We start from the raw sequence: 20824 nt of genomic DNA, 5'->3' as shown, positions 1-20824 counted from the left end.
TATATGCAAGTTGGGGTATAGAGCGAACTGTGTTGTATGAATTGGTAATTTGTAAGTATGTTAGTAGGCAAAATAAATAAAAGGGAGTGGAATGTATGCGATACGAAATGGGACTATATAATAGACCTTTTCAGTCAATCCAATCAGGAAAAAAAGTATATGAAGTACGGTTATACGATAAAAAACGTCAACTTATTAAAGAAGGCGATGAAATTGTATTTACGAACCTTACGACAGCAGAGACGATAGCTGTAAAAGTAACGGAAGTAAAGCGATACGAAAGCTTTAAAGCAATGTACGAGCAAATTGATAAAAAATTATTGGATTGTGAAAATGATAGTTTAGAGGAAATGTTAGAAAGTACATACAAAATATATACGAAAGAACAAGAAGAAGAGTGGGGAACAGTTGCGATTGGTATTGAGGTAATAAAGTGGTAAGAAATCGCGGTGCAGCTATTATTGTACGGGACGGGAAAATTGCTCTTATAAAACGTGTTCGAGACGATGAAATATATTACGTTTTTCCAGGCGGTGGAATAGAAGAAGGAGAAACATCTGAAGAGGCAACGAAGCGAGAGGTATATGAAGAATTAGGGGTACATATAGAAGTGAAGCGCCTTATTACAAAGGTAAAGTATGAAGGTACCGAATATTATTATGAGGCCTATATTACGGATGGAGTGTTCGGAAGCAGAAAAGGTGAGGAGTTTAAGCATACAGATAGAGGATGCTATATTCCGTTATGGATACCGATAAATGAGCTGGAAAATGTGAATATAAAACCTTACGAAATGGTCGAAAGTATATTTGATCATTATAAGATATAAGGTCTGACAACATACAAAAAAATCCATTGACATAGCCTTCTGATTTAAGTATTGTATTCGAGTATGTTTATAATCAGGAGGTTTATATGAGCAATCAAACTACTACATATCATGTGAAAATGGCAACAGCAGATCCATCTGGAATCGGTCTATTTGGATTAGCGATGGTAACACTTGTAGCATCATCTCAAAAGTTAGGCTTAACAGATGGCGTTTCACTTGTATTACCATGGGCGATCTTTTTAGGAGGATTTGCACAAATCTTTGCATGCATTCACGATGCAAAGCATAACAATACGTTCGGTACAACAGCATTTGGTGCGTACGGCCTATTTTGGTTAGGTGTTGGAACGACTTGGTTAATTCAGCTTGGAGTATTTGGCGAAAAATTAGCCCAAACTGCAGATTCAAAACAGCTTGGTGTAGCCTTTATCGGATATTTGATTTTCACGATCTTTATGACAATTGGTGCAATGGAAACACATAAAGTATTATTTATGATTTTCGTCCTTATTGATTTCTTATTTATTGGTCTTTCGTTAAGTACTTTAGGTGTTATGCCACACGCAATGCACAATTTAGCAGCATATTCTGAACTATGTATTTCATTATTATCTTTCTATGGTTCAGCAGCTGCGGTATTAAATACACACTTTGGTAAAGTTGTATTACCAGTTGGAAAACCATTTGGTATTTTTAAAAAGTAATAAAAGGAACAGATGATTGTATAGTCATCTGTTCTTTTTATTATGGAATTAAATAAAATAACAAAAATATAATTGAAATTGATTATCATTATTAATATAATGAGAATGAGAATCATTTATTGTGTGAGGGGGATGTTAAAGTGGCGAAAATTTTAATTGCATATGCAAGTATGTCAGGGAATACAGAGAGTATTGCTGATTTAATTAAAGTAAGTTTAGATGCCTTTGATCATGAAGTAGTATTACAAGAGATGGAAGGTATGGATGCTGAAGAATTATTATCTTATGATGGAATCATTTTAGGGTCTTATACGTGGGGTGATGGTGAATTGCCATTTGAAGCGGAAGATTTTCATGATGATTTAGAAAATATAGATTTATCAGGGAAAAAAGTAGCGGTATTCGGATCAGGTGATACGGCGTATGAACTGTTTTGTGAAGCGGTGACGATATTTGAAGAACGTCTCGTAGAACGTGGTGCAGAGCTTGTACAAGAAGGACTGAAAATTGAATTAGCTCCAGAAGATAAAGAGGATATCGAAAAATGCAGTGATTTTGCAATTGCATTTGCTGAGAAGTTCTAAGAATGGGAGTGTCAACGTGGAGACAATGCTAAGTGCAACTGCTATTACAAAGTTAAGAGATGGAAAACTGTTGTTAGCTACTACATATAATGGCTTATTCATTGAACAAGATGGAGAATGGAATCAGATTTTAAATGGGTTTCAAAAACGAATTCGAGATTTACATAGTGAAGGTGACGTAGTTTACGGAGTAGGAGACGAAGGAGTTTTTATTCGTAGTATGAATGGTGGAGACTCATGGGAGGTTCGGCGTTTTCCGACGAAAGCAACGAGCTGGAATGTGTGTAGCAATAAGAGTGGAACGGTTGTTGCTCATGGAGATAAAACGCTGTATCATTCTAATAATTTTGGTTCTACATGGGAGACCATTCATCCATTTCTTGATTACGGTAGTGATGCACCGTCTATTCGTTCGTTATTCTTATATAAACATTACTTATTTATAGGTACGAAAATACATGCTAAATATGGTGGTGTTTGGCTTTTTGATTTAGAGAAACGTAAATTAAGAAGGATTAAAATAGCGATGAATCAGATGATTTCTGCGTTGACTATACATAATTCTTATTTAGTAGCGGCAAGTGGATCGTGTAAAGGCATTAGTGGTAATATTTCTTTTTGTAAAATAGATGAAAGTATTGAGAATAAAAAAATACTTTGGCATACATGTCAAAGTGAGCAAAAAGCTAGTAGCTATTTAGACTTAAGTGTAGATCAACATGTGCTATATACGACTTCAACGAAAAATAAGGCAGGAGTTAGCACTGTTTGCCGTGTACACCTTGACGAAGGTATTGTTACAGTATGTGACTCAGTTAAAGGGCATGGTTGGCGCATTGTTAATCAAAAAGAAGGCTATGTTGTAGCTGGATCCGGTGAATTAAAAGCGATGCAGTGGAAGAAAAAAATTATTTAACAAAAAAACTTTGCTTTTATTATATTGATATGATATATTGTATTTAAACCATTTTACTTTTAATAATATAGAGATTTAAATGAGCTGTAACTTCCGAGGAGGATAGCAATGTTAAATCTCCTCTGGGGGTTGCAGTTTTTTAATGTCTGAAGTATTATTGTAAAGTGGTTGAAAATGAATATGTACATATAGGTACATTGTAGGAGGATTTTTTTCATGCAAAACGGTAAAGTAAAATGGTTTAACTCAGAAAAAGGTTTCGGTTTCATCGAAGTTGAAGGCGGAGAAGACGTATTCGTTCATTTCTCAGCTATCCAAGGCGACGGCTTCAAAACTTTAGAAGAAGGTCAAGAAGTTACTTTCGAAGTAGAACAAGGTAACCGTGGACCTCAAGCTACTAACGTAAACAAGAAGTAATTTTTGAAAAAAGAAGGGCTCGCCCTTCTTTTTTTTGCATTTTTATAGATGTTCTCCTACCTACATATACTAATAAGACTGAATTTTCGTTTTTTAATTGAGAGTATCTCATGTATAAACTACAATTATAAATAGATACTGAAAATAAAAGCGAAACTTCTAATAGATAGAAAAGGTTTTTAAAGTGCTAATTAAGCTATCGTATTAAAAGGAATTAGAAAGAGGTATCAAAATTGAAAAATGCTACACATTTTATTGTGTTCGATATTGAAAGGAATTTCAGGCCGTATAAATCAGAAGATCCGTCAGAGATAGTTGATATCGGAGCTGTAAAAATAGAAATAGGTACAATGAAAATAATTGAAGAATTTTCGGAGTTAGTGAAACCGAGTGCAAGATTAACTCGTCATACAACAAAATTAACTGGAATTACAAAGAAGGATTTAATTGGTGTAGAAAAATTCCCTCAAATTATAGGGAAATTTATTCAGTTCATTGGAGAAGAGTCTATATTTGTTTCATGGGGAAAAGAAGATTATCGTTTTCTATCTCATGATTGTACATTACACGGTGTAGAATGCCCATGTATGGAAAAAGAAAGTAGATTTGATTTGCAAAAATTTGTTTTCCAAGCGTATGAAGAATTGTTTGAACATACACCAAGTTTACAATTTGCAGTGGAGCAGCTCGGTTTAACGTGGGAAGGGAAACAGCACCGCGCTTTAGCCGATGCTGAGAATACAGCAAATATATTTCTTAAAGTATATAGCGAGAGAGATATTAATAAACGATACAAGAGACATGGTGAACTTGAGCTTGTAAATAATGGAAAATTAACAGAGAAAGCGAAAAAAAAGATGCGAAAATGGGTATTTAAAGAAATGAGAAAAAATACAGAGCGTCCTTTCGTTTGGAGTACATTTGAAAGTAGTGACACGTGGGAAAGTATAACGGAAAGATATTATATAAGTGAAAATACAGTGGAACTTCTAAAGAAACATTTTCGTACGGCGGTGAGAAAAGCGGAAAGGCAGATTAGGTATTTGGCTGAGATGGAGGAGAATGCAGAGGTTAAATGACATTCTCCTTCACCACTAATTAGATAAATTTAATATCATTGTATTGATGAGAATAAAGTATTCATATCCAATAGCAATCAATTTATTGCTGAGTAGTTAATTATTCAAATTTTTTTGTATATGTAAAATCCTACCTCTTATACAGAGATAGGATTTTTTTAGTTATTCTATTCATTTTCTGCCGGGCTATAGCTATACTGTTGCTTATTCTCAATCCGCTCGATCACATCTTGCAATTCATCAGGCTTCAAAAATTCAATTGGAGAGAATCCTTTCTCGAACGTAAGTGTGTCAGCTTCAATCATAAGTACATATCGATCATTTACCTTCGCAATATGTATTTGATCACCGAAATCAGCAAGCAGGGCCTTCACAGAGATATGATCTGCTTTTAGCTTTAATTCCACTTCAGGAGCGTGCTCGACGATTTGAGCAGTAGCTTCCATTACTTCTTCGGTTGAAAATTGTTCCATAATTTCACGCTTTGGACTGGCAGCCCATACTTCCATCGCTTGGTCGAATTGTTCGCGTTCTTCCGTACCTTCTTCAAATACATCTTCAATTTGGTCGTATACCATGTCCATTACTTGTGTTTTCATAATTTCAGGCATAGAGCGTTCATACTCGACGAATTTTAGGAAGTCTTCAAAGTAGCGGGCGTGTGATGCTTGGTGTATTTTTAGTTCGCCTACTTCCACGATACCTTCTTCAGGCATGTATGGATATTGGATAGATTTCATATTCTTTGTTGTGATGGCCATTTCAACGTTGCGAATAAGCGTTGATTCATCAGAAATGGAAGCGACTTTCGGTTCGAAGTCACATTTCATTACGAATACGAATGGATCATCAAAGTATTTGCGTAGTTTTGCTTGGGCGATTAAAAATACACCACCACGTACAGCGCTTGTGTCAAGATATGTATAAACGAGAGGTTCGCTCATATCTTTGAAGTTTTCTTTCGTTTCTGCAAAGCGAATACGATTAAACAAGTTGTAATGAGGGTTTGAATCGAGTGCATGCCCTTCCTCTACAATAAAGCGACCAATTTTTGTTGGAGCTTGTTCCGTTTTTGCGTGACGTTCTACTTTTCGCTTTGAAATTTTTAATAATTCACCATTCAAAAATTCTTTTAAGGAACTATCTTCATATTCTTCAGCATCTAAAGTTTGAAAATGTTTATAGCGTTTATCAACTGCTTCACCTTTTCCTTCTACTTGTACTACATAAAAGGAAAGAAAATTTATTTCAAAATCCATATTTATCACCTTGTTTCATTTCGTTAACTCTTATCAGTATAGAGATGGAAAAAACTTTAGTCAATTTATATAAGGAAGGGGGAGCACCTTCCTTATATGTTTTTTATTTTTGAAATTAAAAGCCGTCTTCTAGTGCTGAAAATGGAATGTTCAATCTGTTTTCTACTGTACGTAAACGTTGGTTTAAGCGGTTTAGTCTACGTGTATGGCGCTCAACTGTGTTTTCTAGTTGACGTACTCTTTGCTCAAGCTCATTTACTCGTCTTTCTAATTGACGTCCACCAGTCCCAGGAAAAGAGATTGGAATTTGAAATTGTCGATTTTGATCATATGGATTCGCTTGCTCTGCTTGATCTATATAGGATTGGTATTGTGCTTGTAAGTCATATTGTGGTTGTTGGTACGCATATTCATTATATGGATCATATGGATTGTAGGGGTACATAAAAACATCCTCCATTTCTTTAAATTAGGTTAAATTCACCATAATGTATGTGCAAAAGCGGAGAGGTGGCACGGCAAATACCCATATATGCAGAAAGAAGAGGGTGTATGTACTTATGAGTAATGTGAAAATGGCTAGAAATGATGAATCAGTATTAAAGTTACGGACTTACGTAGGTGAATAAAGAGGCAAAACAATAGTGTTTTTAATTTGTATTTCACTTAATTAATGGTATATACTGGATGTAGATAGTTAACATAAAAGTTACAATGTTATCAAACTCAAAAATTTATATAAATATGTATAGACATTTACAAAAGAAAAGAGTAATTTTAATAGAGTAAAAAATAACTTGTAACAATTTATAAATATATTGTAAAATGATTGTAACAAAACATACATAAAAATGAAATAATACATAAGAATACTGTTAGGAAAAAGGGGAGAGTATATTGTTCCGTAAAATAAAGGGTATATTAGTAGGGGTGTTATGTGTAGCTGTAGTGAGTGGTTGTGGTACAAAAGTAAGTGATGTTGCATTAGTAAGTGATATTGGTGGACACACTGTAGAAGCTAAAGCAGAGGTACAGGATACGATTAGTTTAGTTGATGGTCGCACTGGTACTGAAGTGAAAAAACTAGATTTATCGAGTTTAGGTTATTTTGAAGATGAGGCAAAATTTAAAAAATCGGTAACGAAGGTTGCTAGCGAAGTTGGGAAAAGCGTTGACCAAAAGATGGTCCCTTCACGTATAGCTCCTGATGGAAGTTGGCAAGAAGGAAAACCTTCTTATGAATTAATGGAAAAAGAATTAGTAGATAAATTGTTGAATGTTGGTATGTGGGATTCTTCATACCAGTTACCAATTACTGAGAAAAAGCCTACTGCAACACTTAGCGATGGGCAAGGAAGTGGTACTGTAATTGGTAGATATGAAACAAATTTAGGTGGCTCAACAGGCGGCCGAATTGAAAACATTCGTTTGTCTGCAGCGAGCATAAACGGAGTTGTATTAGCAAAAGGAGACCGTTTCTCTTTTAATGCATTAATCGGTGATACAACGCCAGATAAAGGCTACCAATTAGGAAAAGAAATTGTAGATGGTAAATTAGTAGATGGATATGGCGGTGGTGTTTGTCAAACATCATCAACTTTATACAATGCAGCAGATCAAGCTGGTTTGAAAATGGTAGAGAGAACTACGCATTCTAAAACAGTAGGTTATGTTCCACAAGGAAGAGACGCTACAATTGCATATCCATACTTAGACTTAGTATTTGAAAACACGAATGATGCACCTGTGAAGCTTTATATGGGCATTCAGGGCGGAAAGTTAGTTGCTGAAGTACATAAAATGAGATAAGGGTTATAATAGATTGTTTTTGTAAAGTCATCTTTTCTAAAAGTAGAAAAGATGACTTTTTCGTTATGAAAATAAAATAATTATAAATTCTGACTTTCCTTATTTACATAGGGTGATTTTGGTTATATCCTTCATAGTAACGGTTATATTTAATAGAAATATATAGGGAGAAGGAGAGGAAGTTATTCATGGTACAAATCCATCCGAAAACACGCATTGGTCATGTTGAATTTAAAGTGAAAGATTTAAATCGTCAAATTGCTTTTTATGAGAATGTAGTAGGGTTAGAAGTAATTAAGCAAGAGGGGAATAAAGCATATTTAGCTGGAAAAGGCGGTTATAATACGTTACTTGTTCTTGAAAAGTTAGAGGATGGGGTACTGCAAGAACCACGTACGACTGGCATATATCATGTTGCCTTTTTAGTTCCAACTCGTAAAGCTTTTGCTTCGGCACTATTTGGTGTTATTCGTAATAAAATGGTAATTGATAGTCCGGCTGAGCAAGAAGGGCGTTATACATATTCAAATGAAATTTTACCGATTTCAAGGTTTAATAGCGCAAGTGATCATACGTATAGTGAGGCGTTTTATTTACAAGACTTAGAGGGTAATGGTATCGAAATATATGCAGACCGTCCGCGCGATCAGTGGGGAGAAGGACCAGGAGGAAGTACGCCGCTTGATTTAAAAGAACTAGCAACACTCGTTGATTATGAGTTTGATGGATTACCTGCTGATACTGTCGTTGGACACGTACATTTACGAATAGCTGATGTAGAGAAATCACATGAGTTTTATGTAGAAACAGTAGGATTTGAAGTGCAACAGCGTGAAGATGATTGCTTATTCATTTCGGCAGGAGGTTATCATCATCATATTGGTGCAAATACGTGGAACGGGGTAAATAATCCACATCCACCAGCACATGCAACGGGACTAAAAGTGTATACGATTGTACTGCCTCATAAAGAAGCGTTAGATGAAGTGAAAGAAAGATTAATAGAAAAACAACATGAAATAAACGAGACTACAAATGGATTTACAGTAGTAGACCCAAGTGGTATTACAGTGCAGTTTGAAATTGAAGCAGTATAAAAGAAACCAGGAAGTGTGTAATCACTTTCTGGCTTCTTTTTGATCATTTATAGCTCAATCCAGAACCTTCTTACAACATTACCATCTTCTTCAGTGAAATCTTCATCACGAAGGCCACCGTTATGTAAAATTGTTTTTTCTGAAGCGGTATTCACTTCGTCGCAAACGACAAGTGCTTTCGTGATGTTTAATTCTTTCGTGATGTTTAATTCTTTCGTTTTTTCTAATGATAATTCTAGTAACTTCGTAGCATATCCTTTTCTTCTTTCAGAAGGGCGAATGCCATAACCGATATGGCCTCCAGCATTAAATAGATGTTCGGTTAAACTATGACGTATATTAACAGCTCCTACAATTTTATTATTATCTGTAACGAGCCAATATGTAGAATCTGGTACCCACGTTTCAGGAATATTTATTCCGTTATGTGCATCGAGTAATTCTTGAATCATAGCTGGGAAGTTAGAAGGGTCTTTTGAAATAACCCACGGAATCATCGTTTCACCACTATCTTTCCATTCGTTATAAAAATCTAAGTATTCTTCTTGTAAATCGGTAGTAGGTGTAAGTAAAGAGACGTTCATTGTTTGTAGGCTCCTTTGATTGACGTTTTATTTCACAAAAATGCGGTATGTAACAAAAGCATTTTCTTGCTTTCTCAACCTCATTTTATGCAATCCACATCCTGTTTTGAATAAAAATTAGTTTCGCTTTGAAATTTAAAGTTATTTATATGAAAAATAAGGTGGTTTTTATTTATGTTAATATTAAAAATATTAACATAAATCAGTTGGGATATTAAGTGTATTTTAATGGAATGATTTTATATCAATAAATGGATTTATTTGATAATTTTTGTTTTATCTATCTATAATGAATGAAAGGGAGAAGTGCTCTTGAGCTTACATATTGATTTTATCCCGCATTAACGGGCAGTTTATCTCCCACGTAACTTCTTTGCTTTCACCAAATTTCGAGGTGGGCGTATTACTGCCCGCAAATAGTGGGATAAATGAAGATAAAAACAAAAAAAGAATGAGGCTCGGAGGAACGACATGGAACATTTAATTTCATTATTTGAGCAGCACAGCTATAGTATTTTATTCACTGTTATTTTGATTGAACTGTTTGCGATTCCGATTTCGGCTGAATTCTTTATGAGCTTTGCTGGATATTTTGTGTTTCAAGGAAAAATGGATTACACCTTGGCCATTCTAACAGCTATTGCTGCTGGAGGAGTCGGAATTACAGTTACATACTGGATTGGAAGGTTAGGAGGCTATAAACTGATTGAAAAGTATGGACGGTATATTCACCTTGGACCTAAGAACTACAAAAAAGTAGCCGCCTGGATGGAACGATCAGGAAGTAAATTGTTGGTAGTTGCTTATTTCATTACTGGGGTTCGGCACTTCACAGGATACGTATCTGGTATTTCAAGAATGCCGTATCGAACCTTTTTTATTCCAGCATACATAGGGGCAAGCTTATGGGCAATTGGCTTTATTACACTAGGTAAAATATTAGGACCACGTTGGCAGGATTTTCATAAATTGGCCGGACAATATCTTATCTACATTGTCCTTGTACTCGCTATCGTTATAGGAGGGTTACTAGTTTACAAATTTTACAAAAAACAAATCAAAAACTTTTTCCTACGACTGCTTAATTGGCTTATTTCCTATTTTCGAACAATCCGAGCAACGGAAGTGTTCCTTATCAGTCTTACACTAGTCTTATTAGGAATGATAACCTTAATGCTGGGAATGGCACTGTCTTATTTATATAATGAGTTTACTCAGTTTAACGAGGTTACTACATATATTGTTCATTCTGTACTTCAAACAGGATGGACAAGTAGTATCAAAGGATTTCTATCGTTGCAGTCACCTATCGCATTTAGTGTTCTCATTATTATTACGATTTTAGCCATTTGGAGAAAAGGAAGGGATAGATGGCTTGAAGGTCTCTTGCTTATCGTTTCCATACTTGGAGCACATATATACCATAATGCAGTCTTACACACACTTTCTTATTTTCATTTTATTGGAAAAAATGCGGCAACATGTTCTTCTGCTTTTCCAGATGAAAAAGCAACAATTACCATTATTGTTTTTGGCACCTGCTTATTTCTAATGGTACGTCACCTGAAGAATAAGTATATACAATTTGTTCTCCCTCTTCTGGGTATCGTGCTTTTGCTAGGTATAGCAATTGCAAACATTGCGTTTTCTCATATACTTCCAAGCGATATCGTAGGTGGATATGTATATGGCGGGGTGTGGATGTTCTTGAATTTCTTGCTATTTGAGATGTTTCGCCTTATCGTAAATAAGCAAATTTAATATCCAGTGCATACAGAAATAACTTTTTAAGGAATGCTACAGTTCGCGCGTTCCAACGCTTATTGAGCGCTTCGGCTGAGATACAAGTTCCTGTGGCTGAAATTTTCGTTGAATCATACCTGTTTGATACGCAAGTTCTTGTAAGTGATGGATAGAAAATTTATTTCGAAATTCTTCACCCAGTATGCGTAATTCCTCAACTAATATGTTGTTGTTTGTAGGCATAAATGAGGGAACCCTTTCATGCAGTACTGCATGAAAGGGTTCCCTCATCTTATTATTTTATTGATTTTCTTAAGTTGATGGCTATGGCCGTGAATGGCGCCCTTTTTACTATGCGTTATACCCAAATAACTTTAGCTCTTCTCCTGAGTCTGAAATTATTTTTTCGAATCGCAATCCTACTTTTTCTAAAAGGTTTCCTGAATCAACATTATCTGTAGAAGTAATTGCTACAATTCGTTTAAGACCTAGCTCGTTCTTTCCATACTCAATGACCGCAGAAGCTGATTCGTAGCCGTATCCTTTTGAACGGAATTTTTCTAAAAAGGCAAAACCGATATCAACATCTTCTAATGAATCTCTTTTAATAAGACCGCACATACCAAGCGGGGTAAGATCTTCTTTTCGTTCTACTAAGTAAAGTCCAAATCCGATTTTGTTATACATATCAACTGGTCCGTTTACAATATAATTTTTTGCATCTTCTAAGTTTCTAACCCCTTTATCACCGATAAACTGAATCCATGCAGGATCGTTTACTAACTCGAAAATAAAAGGAGCATCTTTTATATCGAACCAGCGAAGAGTGAGTCGTTCAGTTTCAAGAACTATCAATCTATTGCACCACCTTTAAAAGTTATAACAATTAGTATGGATTGTGTGAAACGAAAGTGCAACATATTTTAATTATGCTCTACTTGTTCACATAAAGTTCGATTGTTTTGTATAAAAGGATATTTTATAATTAGGATTGATTGTAAAGAGTGAGATCCTTATACAATGACTCCTAGGTAACTAGGAGTTTTTACTATATAACTATCATTATTACTAAATATGACACACTACACATTCTACTCAAGGAGGTACATAATGAAGAAATTATATAATGCATCGTTTACTTATTTAATTATCGGTTTATTATCAGGAATTTTTGCTAGGGAGTATGGTAAATTTAAAGGGATTCTAGGATCTACACTATTAAATCTTTTGCATACGCATACGTTAGTACTTGGCTTTTTCTTCTTTTTAATTGCTTTAGGATTAGCAAAAGTATTCGCATTTCATGAAGTGAAAGGTTTTAATAAGTGGTTTGTTTTACATAACATTGCACTAACTTTAATGTTAGGTTCGCTAGCAGCGAGAGGGCTTCTTCAACTAAATGGAGCGGACTTTAAAGGGTTAACTTATATTGTAGGTTTCTCTCATTCTATGATGGCATTTACTTTAGTTTGGTTTATGCTGTTAATAAAGAAGTCATTTAATATGAAATGAAAAAAGAACTTGTAGCACTCGCTGCAAGTTCTTTTTGCTATGCTCAAAGTTAATAATCTTATTTTTCCGATTATTTTGTATAAAAATGGTATACTTGTTTTAAAACTAAAAAGGAGAGTTAGTGATGGAAATAACAATTGAACATTTAGTAAATGCATTAAAGGATATACTTCCAGAAGATCGAGTAGTAATAAATACGACAGTAAGGGAGTTACATAGTAAAGATGAATCTTACCATGCTAGTAGTTTACCAGATGTAGTTGTTTTTCCGAAAACGACAGAAGAGGTTAGCGCGATAATGAAAGTAGCAGGTCAGCAAGGAACAGCTGTCGTTCCGTTTGGAGTAGGGTCCAGTTTAGAGGGACATGTAATTCCTTATGAAAAAGGGATTACAATGGACTTTTGGCTTATGAATAAAATACTCGAAATAAGAGAGAAAGATTTTCTTGTGAGAGTACAGCCAGGAGTAACGCGCTCTCAGCTTAATAAAGAACTAAAGAAATACGGTTTGTTTTTTAGTGTAGATCCGGGGGCAGATGCAACGTTAGGTGGAATGGCTGCTACAAATGCGAGTGGAACAACAGCAGTGAAGTATGGTGTTATGCGTGATCAAGTTCGTGATTTAGAAGTGGTGCTTGCTGATGGACAAGTGATACATACTGGAAATTTAGCAGCGAAGTCATCATCAGGTTATCATTTGAATGGTATTTTCGTAGGATCAGAGGGGACGCTTGGATGTTTTACGGAGTTAACTTTAAAAGTATACGGCATACCAGAACATGTTATGGCTGCGAGAGCATCGTTTCCAACTATAAATGATGCAGTAGAAGCTGTTATTCATATATTGCAGGCAGGTATTCCAATTGCGAGAATTGAACTTGTTGATGAATTATCTATGAAACAAGTAAATCATTATAATGAAACGAGTTACAGAGAAGAACCTACACTGTTTTTAGAGTTTCATGGCAATGAAGCAGGGTTAAAGCAAGATATTGAATTTACGAAAGAAATTGTTTTTGATCATAAATGTAGAGAAGTTGCTTTTGAAACTGAAACTGCGGCGAGGAATAAATTATGGGATGCCAGACATAACTTAGCTTATTCTTATGTGCATAGTTACCCAGGTAAAAAGCTGATGAGTACGGATGTATGTGTGCCGATTTCGGAATTAGCTGGCGCGATCCATCATGCAAAAGAGACTTTAGATAAAGTTGGTCTTGTTGGTGGTATTCTTGGTCATGTAGGAGACGGGAATTTTCACGTGCTCTTAATGGTTGATCCGAACGATAAAGATGAAGTGAAAAAAGCTGACGAAATAAACGAAAGTATCGTACTGTATGCTCTTAAACGAGGGGGAACGTGTACTGGAGAACATGGCGTTGGAATCGGAAAAAGAAAGTATCAAGAAGAAGAACATGGGGCGGCATTATTCGTAATGGAGAAAATAAAGAAAGCTCTTGATCCGCAAAATATTTTGAATCCGAATAAAATTTTCAAGCTAACAGATAAGGAATGATGAAGTTTGGAGAAACGAATTATACACTTTGAAGGATTGATTGTCTTATTAGCTACGATTTATATATATTCATTATGTGGATTTAGTTGGTTATTATTTATCGTATTACTTTTTGCACCTGATTTAGCGATGGTAGCATACACGATAAATAATCGTGTCGGTGCGCAAATTTATAATCTATTTCACACATATATTATATCGATACTACTTGTTTTAATAGGGGTCTATTTAAAGATGGATACGATTTTAATGGTGGGCCTAATATGGACAGCACATATTGGAATGGATAGAATGTTTGGATATGGATTGAAATATGAGACGGATTTTAAGGATACTCATATTCAGAGGTTATAAAAGTGATTTAAGAAGGCTGAGTCAATTGAAACAATTTATTACTGTTGAGAAATATAATACACAATGGGAAAGTGAATTTTGTAAATTACAGAAGTTGATTAATAACGTAATGGGGGAACTCATTTTTTCTATAGAGCACGTTGGGAGTACATCTGTTAAAGGTCTTGCTTCTAAACCGATATTAGATGTCGATGTTGTAATAGAAGATTATGATGTTTTTCCTAAAGTAATAAAGAGGCTTGAAAATATAGGATATTTTCATCAAGAAGAGTGGAGTTTTAAGGGGAGAGAGGCTTTTGGGAGAAAGGATCAATATGTTCCGAGGGATGGGAAGAATACAATTTGGATGGAACATCATTTATATGTATGCGATAAGAATAGTGAAGAGTTAAGAAGACATGTAGCGTTTCGTGAGTATCTTCGGGGAAATCCAAAAGTTGTTATTGAATATGGGAAGTTAAAGAAAGAGTTAGCAGAAACGGCGGAAAATCGCTTAAGTTATAGCCTAGGTAAAAAGGAATTCATTGAAGCTGTATTAGAAAAAGTTATGAAGGATAGTTGAATAGATGAGTTTGTATCAATAAGAAAATAGATTAAGGTGGCAGAAATCATATAATGCCACCTATTATTTTTGAAACAAAGGTTTTACTATATACACTGACCTTATAAAATAATTACAATCTGCCTCTGCCAAATAATAAATTACATAAATATAATGGGAAATAAGAGGATAAGAAAAGAGGGAGCTTATGTACATACCAAAACATTTCGCAATACAAGATGAAGAGATGAAGTACGAAATAATTGAACAAAATAGCTTTGCAACGCTATTTTCTCAACATAATGGAGACCATATGCAACGCATTTACCGTTGTTATTAAATAGGGAGACTCTTACTTTACATGGCCATTTCGCACGTCCGAATGAACAGTGGAAAGACACTGGGAATCAACAAGTACTAGCTATATTCCAAGGGCCACACAGTTACATCTCTCCGTCATGGTATGAAACAAATAAAGCAGTACCAACATGGAATTATGTTGCAGTACATGTATACGGTGAATTAGAAATTGTGGAGGATGAACAGGAATTAATAGATTCTCTTCAAGATTTAGTACATAAATATGAAGGTTCAAAGGGCACATACTCGCTGAGTGAGGTAGATCCGAATTATATGGAAGGATTAAGTAGGGGAATAGTTGGGTTCAAAATAAAGATAAATAAAATAGAAGGAAAAGTGAAGTTAAGTCAAAATCATTCTGTGGAGAGACGAGAGTTAGTTATAGAAGAACTTGGGAAAGTTGGGAGTGAGGGGAGCAGGGGGATTGCGGGGTTGATGAAAGAAATAGAATGAGGATTTTGGTGAAATAAAGGGAGAATACTATTTTTGTTGAAAATACATTCTACTTAGAAGACAAATACTCTAAATAAGTGCATTTAAAAAGACCTTCTTAATTGAAGGTCTTTCGTTTTTTAAAGTGCTTTTTCAGCTGTTGTTGAGTTGTAGTCTTTACTAACGTCAATGGATTGAACAAAGTCAGGTTTTTTTGGTGCAGGAAGATCGGCATGACTTGCTTGATATGTAAATGAACTATTTATTCCAATAGACATAATACCGATAACAGACAATCCTAAAACGACAGAACTAATTTTTTTAATCATTTTAATGCCCCTTTCTCAAAAGTTTTTTCTTTCGCTTGTAATGCGCGATGAAAATATTCACTCGCCTTTATATGACTATTCTCACCATAAAGCTTTATTGCTAACTTTTCGGAATATTCTTGAGTGTAGTTATATAAAGATTCTTTGTCGAAATACGTAATTCCTTCAAGAATAATTTTTTCTAGATCGTCAGTTGTCTCATTATTGTTAAGTGAATTTAAAATTTTAAAATGAATTATATACTCATCATTGTTTAGTTCTGTACAAACTTTCAATCCTTTTTTAATAAGTTCCTCAGCAATATTTATTTCACCAAGTTTAGAATGTTCTCTGGCTTGCAAAAAGAGCGCTTTAAAGTGTGTAGGAACTTTTGTTGTCACTTCTGATAAATGGCGAATTGCTGGAGAAGAAAGGTTTTGACTTGCATATAGCCAACCTAGATTATTGCGAACACTTAAAACTAAATCATTTTCGCCGAATTTTTGTAAAATGGAAAGAGCAGTATTGAATTTTTCCTCTGCTTGTTCATATTGTTTTAAAAATACACATGAGGAACCAATTATATTGTCGCAAAGGGCAAATTTTATCTCAAATCCTTTTTCAGTCATGAAAATATCTCTGGCTTTTGTTGCTTGCTGAATTGCTTCAATAGGTTTATAAAAATGTTGATTAAAGATAGCGAATCGGTAATTAAATTCTGCTTCCTCTAGTTTATCTGAAACATTGACTAATAGTTTTTCAGCATTTTCATAATGTTTACTCGCTAAGTCATAATTTGTTGTTAAAGTAGCATGAATCGCCTTAAACAAATGGTAGTAATAAGAAAGTGGATGATTAGATGAGATTCCATAAGAATCTATCTTATCAAAACTAGATTTTGAAATGCTTAAACTATCTGTTAAAACTTTATACCGAAAATCTAGTAAGGAATGATATAATGCTAAGTTTTCATCTTCATCAAAGTTTAGTTCCTTTTCCTCAATTTCATGCTTTAAATTCGTCGCCTGTAAAACATCTTGCTTTAGCATAGCTAAATACCAATCATTAAATAGTTTCGTAACTTGTTCATTACCTTGTAGTTGAACGTTCATGAAATCCCCTCACTTTTTGAATATTCTTATAAAATATATTATCAAAAATAACAATATTTAGAAATGAGGTTTTATATTTCTCAATATTTGTTTAGTTATTATTAAACTAATTGGAATAGGATGGCTTTTGATTTTTTTGTTAAATGAAGAGGATAGATGCAATATATGGTTAGGCACTTGAAATGTATTTTTAAATTTTCCATTGAGAGGAGATCGTATAAAAAAGATGTGTTCATACAATTTGTATAAACACATCTTTTTCTATATTACAGTATCAAGTCCCACAAAAAGTACGATAAGGACGATTCGTCGGCACAGGTGGAACGCAGTATGCTTCTTGGTCTGTAGAATACGCATAAGGGTATGATAAAGCTTCAAGAAGCTTCTCCATTACGCTATAGTCTCCACCTGTAACAGCTGCTTCTAGTGCTTCTTCTACGCGGTGGTTCCTTGGGATAATTGATGGATTATTATTTTTCATCATCTCATAGGCGTTCTCTTTCGATTCTTCTTGCTTTTCTAATCGAGATTGCCATAATCCGTACCATTCTTTAAATTCTGGACTTTCAAATAGTGGTGTACTTTCTAATGTATCGAGAGTTAATGAACGGAATGTATTTGTGTAATCCGCTTTATATTTCTCCATCATTTTTAAAAGTTTCTCAATAAGTGATTTGTCTTGTTCATCTTCGCCAAATAGTCCTAATTTCTTTTTCATTCCAAGGAACCAATTGTTTTCATACTGTACGCTAAATTTTGAAATTTCGTCTTGAGCAATCTTTAATGCTTCTTCTTCATCTTCGTGTAGGATCGGTACTAAAGATTCAGCTAATCGCGCGAGGTCCCATGCGGCCATATATGGCTGATTTCCATATGCGTAGCGACCTTGTGTATCAATAGAGCTAAATACGGTTCCTTGGTCGTAATTGTCCATAAATGCACAAGGGCCGTAATCAATCGTTTCTCCACTAATCGTTATATTGTCAGTATTCATTACGCCGTGAATAAATCCAACGAGTTGCCATTTTGCGATGAGACTTGCTTGTCTTTTAATGACTTCTTGTAGTAACGCAGTATATCGGTGTTCATGAGCTTCAATTTCTGGATAATGTCTTTTTATCGTATAGTCAGCTAGTGATGTAATGTCCTCGATTGAGCCACGAGCTGCAGCATATTGAAATGTACCGACGCGAATATGGCTACTAGCTACTCTAGTTAAAATTGCTCCAGGTAACTTTGTTTCACGATATGTTGGCTCACCTGTTGTGACAACTGCTAAACTGCGAGTAGTCGGAATATCAAGTGCATACATTGCTTCGCTTATAATATATTCACGTAGCATCGGACCGAGTGCGGCACGACCATCTCCTCGGCGTGAATAGGGAGTAGGACCAGAACCTTTCAGTTGAATATCAAAACGTCCACCTGAAGGAGTAATTTGTTCACCTATTAAAAGGGCGCGACCGTCGCCTAACATATTAAAATGTCCGAATTGATGACCAGCATATGCTTGAGCTAATGGATGAGCACCTTCTGGGAGTGCGTTACCAGCAAAAATCGCGATTTCGGCTGCCTTCTTCAGTTCTTCAGGGTTAAAGCCAAGAGATATCGCTAGTGAATGATTTAGTTTAACTAGCTCCGGTGAACTTACGGGAGTAGGGGGGATTTCTGTATAAAATGATTGTGGTAAAGTAGTATAACTATTATCTAAATTCCAACCTGTTTTATTATTTGTAGCCATTGTATCTCCTCCTTTTTGTGTGTTGAATATGTATTTGTACATATGTATTCTTTGTAAAGTTAACCAAAAGTATAATGTATTATTTCCCCTTGCAATCTATTGTAAGGACTTCAGTGCATTGTGTCTATTTTACAGCAAATACAAAAACTCCATTTTTCAAAAAGATTGATTAAAATGGAGTTTTTGTTGTTATTTAATTTTTACAGTTATTTTTCCTTTTGCTCTGCCAGACTCCGAATATTCCATTGCTTTTTGAGCATCTTCAAAAGGGAAAACTCTGTCGATTACTGGTTTGATTTTTCCAGCTTCAATATAGTTTGCAATAGTACGTAATTGATCCCCGCTTGGCTTCATAAATAAAAATGAGTACCGAGCATTATGCTTTTTTTCAAGTGCAGTAAGTTTTTTACTTGCTAATGAAAATAAGAATGTTTTAAAAAATCTGGAACCAAATTCTTTACCGAAGCGAGCATTAGGCATTCCTGAAACGGAAACGATGTTGCCTCCGCTTTTTATAATGTTGAATGATTTTTCAAGTGTTGTTCCACCGATTGTGTCAAATACCGCATCATAATTTGTTAGTATATCTTCAAATTCTTCTGTTTTGTAATTAATAATTTCATCTGCGCCAAGAGATTTTACTAAATTCGCACCAGCTTCACTAGCAGTCGTTGTAACGGTAGCACCCATTATTTTCGCTAACTGAATAGCGAAAGTACCAACACCACCTGATCCAGCGTGAATTAAAATCTTTTGTCCCCTTTGTAAGTGCATGATGTCATGTAATGCTTGATAGGATGTTAAGCCAACGAGTGGAATCGAGGCAGCTTCCTCAAAATTTAAATTTTTTGGTTTTAAGGCTATATCATCCTCATGAATGGCTATATATTCCGCAAAAGTACCGATTTTATCTTTTCTTGGACGGGCATATATTTCATCACCAACTTTAAAACGAGTCACTTTTGCTCCAACTTTTACGATGACACCGGAAAAGTCATTCCCAAGGATTAGGGGCATTTCATATTTAAGCAACATCTTTACTTTTCCATCGCGTATTTTAAAATCAATTGGGTTAATACTAGCTGCATGAATTTCCGCAAGCACCTCATACTCATTTATTTCAGGAGTAGGCACCTCTGTCATACGCATTGGGACTTTCCCGTACTTATCAATTATCATTGCTTTCATTTCTTATGCCTCCAAACTTCAATAAAAGTTTTGCAATAGCTTCTCAATATCTAATACAAGGTTTTTTAATAAACTTAATTTTGTACGTATATCAATATAATAAAAATTCTTTGTACCTTCTTTACGCATTAAAATAATACCAGCTTCTCGTAAAATTTTAAGATGATGTGATACTGCTGGTCGAGAAAGGTGTGTTTGCTTTGTGATTTCTCCTACACGTAATCCTGTTTGACATTCCGTTTTCATTAGAACTAACAAAATAGCTTGACGTGTTTCATCACCAATTGCCAATAATACTTTTTGACAATTAATAAAATCTTCTTTAATAACATTTAATTGTTCTTGTTTATTCATTTCAATCACTTTGCCTCCTGGTAGTTAGTCGAAAGGTTTAAGATAATGAACCATTATATCGATACGGTAATGCTACATGATTGTTGTATGAGGTGCAATATTGAGAAAGAAAATCGAGACGAATCAATTTTTCTGTATTGAAAATCATAGGGGATAGAAAAGGGATTAGAAGGTTTACATACCACAATGAATGAAGCTTTAAAATAGAAAATGATTTAACAATGCGTTGTCTGTAGAAGGTAGAGGATAAGCCATTTAACAATAAAATAAGCGGTCGTAACCCTATATAATCTATAAGGATACGACCGCTTATAATGTTTTTATTATTTTTTATGTCTACATTAGAAAATAGTTCAACGTAAAGTAGGCCCTTCTTTTTTAT

Annotated in this window: 24 protein-coding genes and 1 pseudogene; 15 read left to right on the top strand and 10 right to left on the bottom strand. The window is 34.8% G+C overall.

The annotated features are described in order from the left end of the window. Positions 1-95: 95 nt before the first annotated feature. From MR065_RS03140 to MR065_RS03110, 7 genes are all read left to right on the top strand, one after another. Entirely contained in the window at positions 96-440 is a 345-nt protein-coding gene (locus tag MR065_RS03140) for an ASCH domain-containing protein (protein WP_242212466.1), read from the top strand. Then, the gene (locus tag MR065_RS03135; RefSeq protein ID WP_242212465.1) at positions 434-829 is read left to right on the top strand and encodes an NUDIX hydrolase; all 396 of its coding nucleotides are present in this window, start codon (positions 434-436) and stop codon (positions 827-829) included. The genes MR065_RS03140 and MR065_RS03135 overlap by 7 nt, the downstream gene beginning before the upstream one ends. 86 nt (positions 830-915) lie before the next feature. Continuing rightward, the gene (locus tag MR065_RS03130; RefSeq protein WP_097902714.1) at positions 916-1536 is read left to right on the top strand and encodes an acetate uptake transporter; all 621 of its coding nucleotides are present in this window, start codon (positions 916-918) and stop codon (positions 1534-1536) included. A gap of 140 nt (positions 1537-1676) precedes the next feature. After that, complete coding sequence (locus tag MR065_RS03125) at positions 1677-2120, top strand: flavodoxin (RefSeq protein WP_242212464.1); 444 nt, start codon at positions 1677-1679, stop codon at positions 2118-2120. A 16-nt stretch (positions 2121-2136) separates the two neighbouring features. Continuing rightward, a complete protein-coding gene (locus MR065_RS03120; protein ID WP_242212463.1) occupies positions 2137-3036 on the top strand; it encodes a WD40/YVTN/BNR-like repeat-containing protein in 900 nt (299 codons plus the stop codon). Between the two features lie 216 nt (positions 3037-3252). Continuing rightward, a complete protein-coding gene (gene cspB, locus MR065_RS03115) occupies positions 3253-3453 on the top strand; it encodes a cold shock-like protein CspB (protein ID WP_001179148.1) in 201 nt (66 codons plus the stop codon). A gap of 233 nt (positions 3454-3686) precedes the next feature. Further along, positions 3687-4532, top strand: a complete 846-nt coding sequence (locus MR065_RS03110) for an exonuclease (RefSeq protein ID WP_242212462.1) — start codon at positions 3687-3689, stop codon at positions 4530-4532. 167 nt (positions 4533-4699) lie between these two features. Here MR065_RS03110 and MR065_RS03105 read toward each other — a convergent pair whose 3' ends face one another. Both MR065_RS03105 and MR065_RS03100 read right to left on the bottom strand, forming a co-directional pair. Then, positions 4700-5791 (bottom strand): DUF3900 domain-containing protein, encoded by a 1092-nt coding sequence (locus MR065_RS03105; protein WP_097902710.1) that lies wholly within the window; start codon positions 5789-5791, stop codon positions 4700-4702. Positions 5792-5906: 115 nt separating this feature from the next. Continuing rightward, the gene (locus MR065_RS03100) at positions 5907-6236 is read right to left on the bottom strand and encodes a hypothetical protein (protein WP_242212461.1); all 330 of its coding nucleotides are present in this window, start codon (positions 6234-6236) and stop codon (positions 5907-5909) included. 452 nt (positions 6237-6688) lie between these two features. Here MR065_RS03100 and MR065_RS03095 point away from each other — a divergent pair, with 452 nt between their 5' ends. Together MR065_RS03095 and MR065_RS03090 are read left to right on the top strand one after the other, a co-directional pair. Next, positions 6689-7600 carry a VanW family protein gene (locus tag MR065_RS03095; protein ID WP_242212460.1) on the top strand — a complete coding sequence of 304 codons (912 nt, stop codon included), beginning with the start codon at positions 6689-6691 and terminating at the stop codon, positions 7598-7600. A gap of 188 nt (positions 7601-7788) precedes the next feature. After that, a complete protein-coding gene (locus MR065_RS03090; protein ID WP_242212459.1) occupies positions 7789-8697 on the top strand; it encodes a VOC family protein in 909 nt (302 codons plus the stop codon). 47 nt (positions 8698-8744) lie between these two features. Here MR065_RS03090 and MR065_RS03085 read toward each other — a convergent pair whose 3' ends face one another. Further along, a complete protein-coding gene (locus tag MR065_RS03085) occupies positions 8745-9281 on the bottom strand; it encodes a GNAT family N-acetyltransferase (protein WP_242212458.1) in 537 nt (178 codons plus the stop codon). A 471-nt stretch (positions 9282-9752) separates the two neighbouring features. On the opposite strand from MR065_RS03085, the gene MR065_RS03080 reads away from it, so the two are divergent. Further along, entirely contained in the window at positions 9753-11042 is a 1290-nt protein-coding gene (locus tag MR065_RS03080) for a VTT domain-containing protein (protein ID WP_242212457.1), read from the top strand. Between the two features lie 36 nt (positions 11043-11078). Here the strand turns inward: MR065_RS03080 and MR065_RS03075 are convergent, their stop codons facing one another. Both MR065_RS03075 and MR065_RS03070 read right to left on the bottom strand, forming a co-directional pair. After that, entirely contained in the window at positions 11079-11267 is a 189-nt protein-coding gene (locus MR065_RS03075) for a hypothetical protein (RefSeq protein WP_242212456.1), read from the bottom strand. Positions 11268-11375: 108 nt separating this feature from the next. Beyond that, positions 11376-11879, bottom strand: coding sequence for a GNAT family N-acetyltransferase (locus MR065_RS03070; RefSeq protein ID WP_242212455.1), 504 nt, complete (start codon positions 11877-11879; stop codon positions 11376-11378). Positions 11880-12134: 255 nt separating this feature from the next. Between MR065_RS03070 and MR065_RS03065 the strand changes: the two genes are divergently transcribed. The 5 genes and pseudogenes from MR065_RS03065 to MR065_RS03045 all read left to right on the top strand — a co-directional run bounded on the left by MR065_RS03065 (position 12135) and on the right by MR065_RS03045 (position 15760). Continuing rightward, positions 12135-12536 carry a DUF2871 family protein gene (locus MR065_RS03065; RefSeq protein ID WP_242212454.1) on the top strand — a complete coding sequence of 134 codons (402 nt, stop codon included), beginning with the start codon at positions 12135-12137 and terminating at the stop codon, positions 12534-12536. 124 nt (positions 12537-12660) lie between these two features. Then, positions 12661-14052 carry an FAD-binding oxidoreductase gene (locus MR065_RS03060; RefSeq protein WP_242212453.1) on the top strand — a complete coding sequence of 464 codons (1392 nt, stop codon included), beginning with the start codon at positions 12661-12663 and terminating at the stop codon, positions 14050-14052. 6 nt (positions 14053-14058) lie between these two features. Next, a complete protein-coding gene (locus tag MR065_RS03055) occupies positions 14059-14406 on the top strand; it encodes a DUF4260 domain-containing protein (protein WP_242212452.1) in 348 nt (115 codons plus the stop codon). A gap of 25 nt (positions 14407-14431) precedes the next feature. After that, entirely contained in the window at positions 14432-14968 is a 537-nt protein-coding gene (locus tag MR065_RS03050; RefSeq protein WP_242212451.1) for a GrpB family protein, read from the top strand. A 187-nt stretch (positions 14969-15155) separates the two neighbouring features. Further along, positions 15156-15760 (top strand): annotated as a pseudogene (locus MR065_RS03045) (FMN-binding negative transcriptional regulator). 119 nt (positions 15761-15879) lie between these two features. Here MR065_RS03045 and MR065_RS03040 read toward each other — a convergent pair. The 5 genes from MR065_RS03040 to MR065_RS03020 all read right to left on the bottom strand — a co-directional run bounded on the left by MR065_RS03040 (position 15880) and on the right by MR065_RS03020 (position 20451). Next, positions 15880-16068, bottom strand: a complete 189-nt coding sequence (locus tag MR065_RS03040; protein WP_242212450.1) for a Phr family secreted Rap phosphatase inhibitor — start codon at positions 16066-16068, stop codon at positions 15880-15882. After that, a complete protein-coding gene (locus MR065_RS03035) occupies positions 16065-17159 on the bottom strand; it encodes a Rap family tetratricopeptide repeat protein (protein WP_242212449.1) in 1095 nt (364 codons plus the stop codon). The genes MR065_RS03040 and MR065_RS03035 overlap by 4 nt, the downstream gene beginning before the upstream one ends. Before the next feature lie 274 nt (positions 17160-17433). After that, complete coding sequence (locus MR065_RS03030) at positions 17434-18900, bottom strand: protein adenylyltransferase SelO (RefSeq protein ID WP_242212448.1); 1467 nt, start codon at positions 18898-18900, stop codon at positions 17434-17436. A 189-nt stretch (positions 18901-19089) separates the two neighbouring features. Then, positions 19090-20088, bottom strand: coding sequence for an NADP-dependent oxidoreductase (locus MR065_RS03025; protein WP_242212447.1), 999 nt, complete (start codon positions 20086-20088; stop codon positions 19090-19092). 18 nt (positions 20089-20106) lie between these two features. Beyond that, positions 20107-20451, bottom strand: a complete 345-nt coding sequence (locus tag MR065_RS03020; protein ID WP_097902697.1) for an ArsR/SmtB family transcription factor — start codon at positions 20449-20451, stop codon at positions 20107-20109. Positions 20452-20824 lie beyond the last annotated feature (373 nt).

This window comes from Bacillus cereus group sp. BfR-BA-01383, from assembly GCF_022663495.1.
Lineage (GTDB): Bacteria > Bacillota > Bacilli > Bacillales > Bacillaceae_G > Bacillus_A > Bacillus_A cereus_AU.
Note: the sequence above shows the minus strand (reverse complement) of the source record. Positions and strands in the feature narration are given on the sequence as shown.

What these genes read in the sequence shown, in the direction of transcription:
- MR065_RS03080 (WP_242212457.1), top strand. Translation starts at nt 9,753, where the DNA reads ATGGAACATTTAATTTCATTATTTGAGCAGCACAGCTATAGTATTTTA.
- MR065_RS03105 (WP_097902710.1), bottom strand. Translation starts at nt 5,791, where the DNA reads ATGGATTTTGAAATAAATTTTCTTTCCTTTTATGTAGTACAAGTAGAA.
- MR065_RS03060 (WP_242212453.1), top strand. Translation starts at nt 12,661, where the DNA reads ATGGAAATAACAATTGAACATTTAGTAAATGCATTAAAGGATATACTT.
- MR065_RS03130 (WP_097902714.1), top strand. Translation starts at nt 916, where the DNA reads ATGAGCAATCAAACTACTACATATCATGTGAAAATGGCAACAGCAGAT.
- MR065_RS03040 (WP_242212450.1), bottom strand. Translation starts at nt 16,068, where the DNA reads ATGATTAAAAAAATTAGTTCTGTCGTTTTAGGATTGTCTGTTATCGGT.
- MR065_RS03100 (WP_242212461.1), bottom strand. Translation starts at nt 6,236, where the DNA reads ATGTACCCCTACAATCCATATGATCCATATAATGAATATGCGTACCAA.
- MR065_RS03025 (WP_242212447.1), bottom strand. Translation starts at nt 20,088, where the DNA reads ATGAAAGCAATGATAATTGATAAGTACGGGAAAGTCCCAATGCGTATG.
- MR065_RS03035 (WP_242212449.1), bottom strand. Translation starts at nt 17,159, where the DNA reads ATGAACGTTCAACTACAAGGTAATGAACAAGTTACGAAACTATTTAAT.
- MR065_RS03030 (WP_242212448.1), bottom strand. Translation starts at nt 18,900, where the DNA reads ATGGCTACAAATAATAAAACAGGTTGGAATTTAGATAATAGTTATACT.
- MR065_RS03090 (WP_242212459.1), top strand. Translation starts at nt 7,789, where the DNA reads ATGGTACAAATCCATCCGAAAACACGCATTGGTCATGTTGAATTTAAA.
- cspB (WP_001179148.1), top strand. Translation starts at nt 3,253, where the DNA reads ATGCAAAACGGTAAAGTAAAATGGTTTAACTCAGAAAAAGGTTTCGGT.
- MR065_RS03065 (WP_242212454.1), top strand. Translation starts at nt 12,135, where the DNA reads ATGAAGAAATTATATAATGCATCGTTTACTTATTTAATTATCGGTTTA.
- MR065_RS03140 (WP_242212466.1), top strand. Translation starts at nt 96, where the DNA reads ATGCGATACGAAATGGGACTATATAATAGACCTTTTCAGTCAATCCAA.
- MR065_RS03085 (WP_242212458.1), bottom strand. Translation starts at nt 9,281, where the DNA reads ATGAACGTCTCTTTACTTACACCTACTACCGATTTACAAGAAGAATAC.
- MR065_RS03075 (WP_242212456.1), bottom strand. Translation starts at nt 11,267, where the DNA reads ATGCCTACAAACAACAACATATTAGTTGAGGAATTACGCATACTGGGT.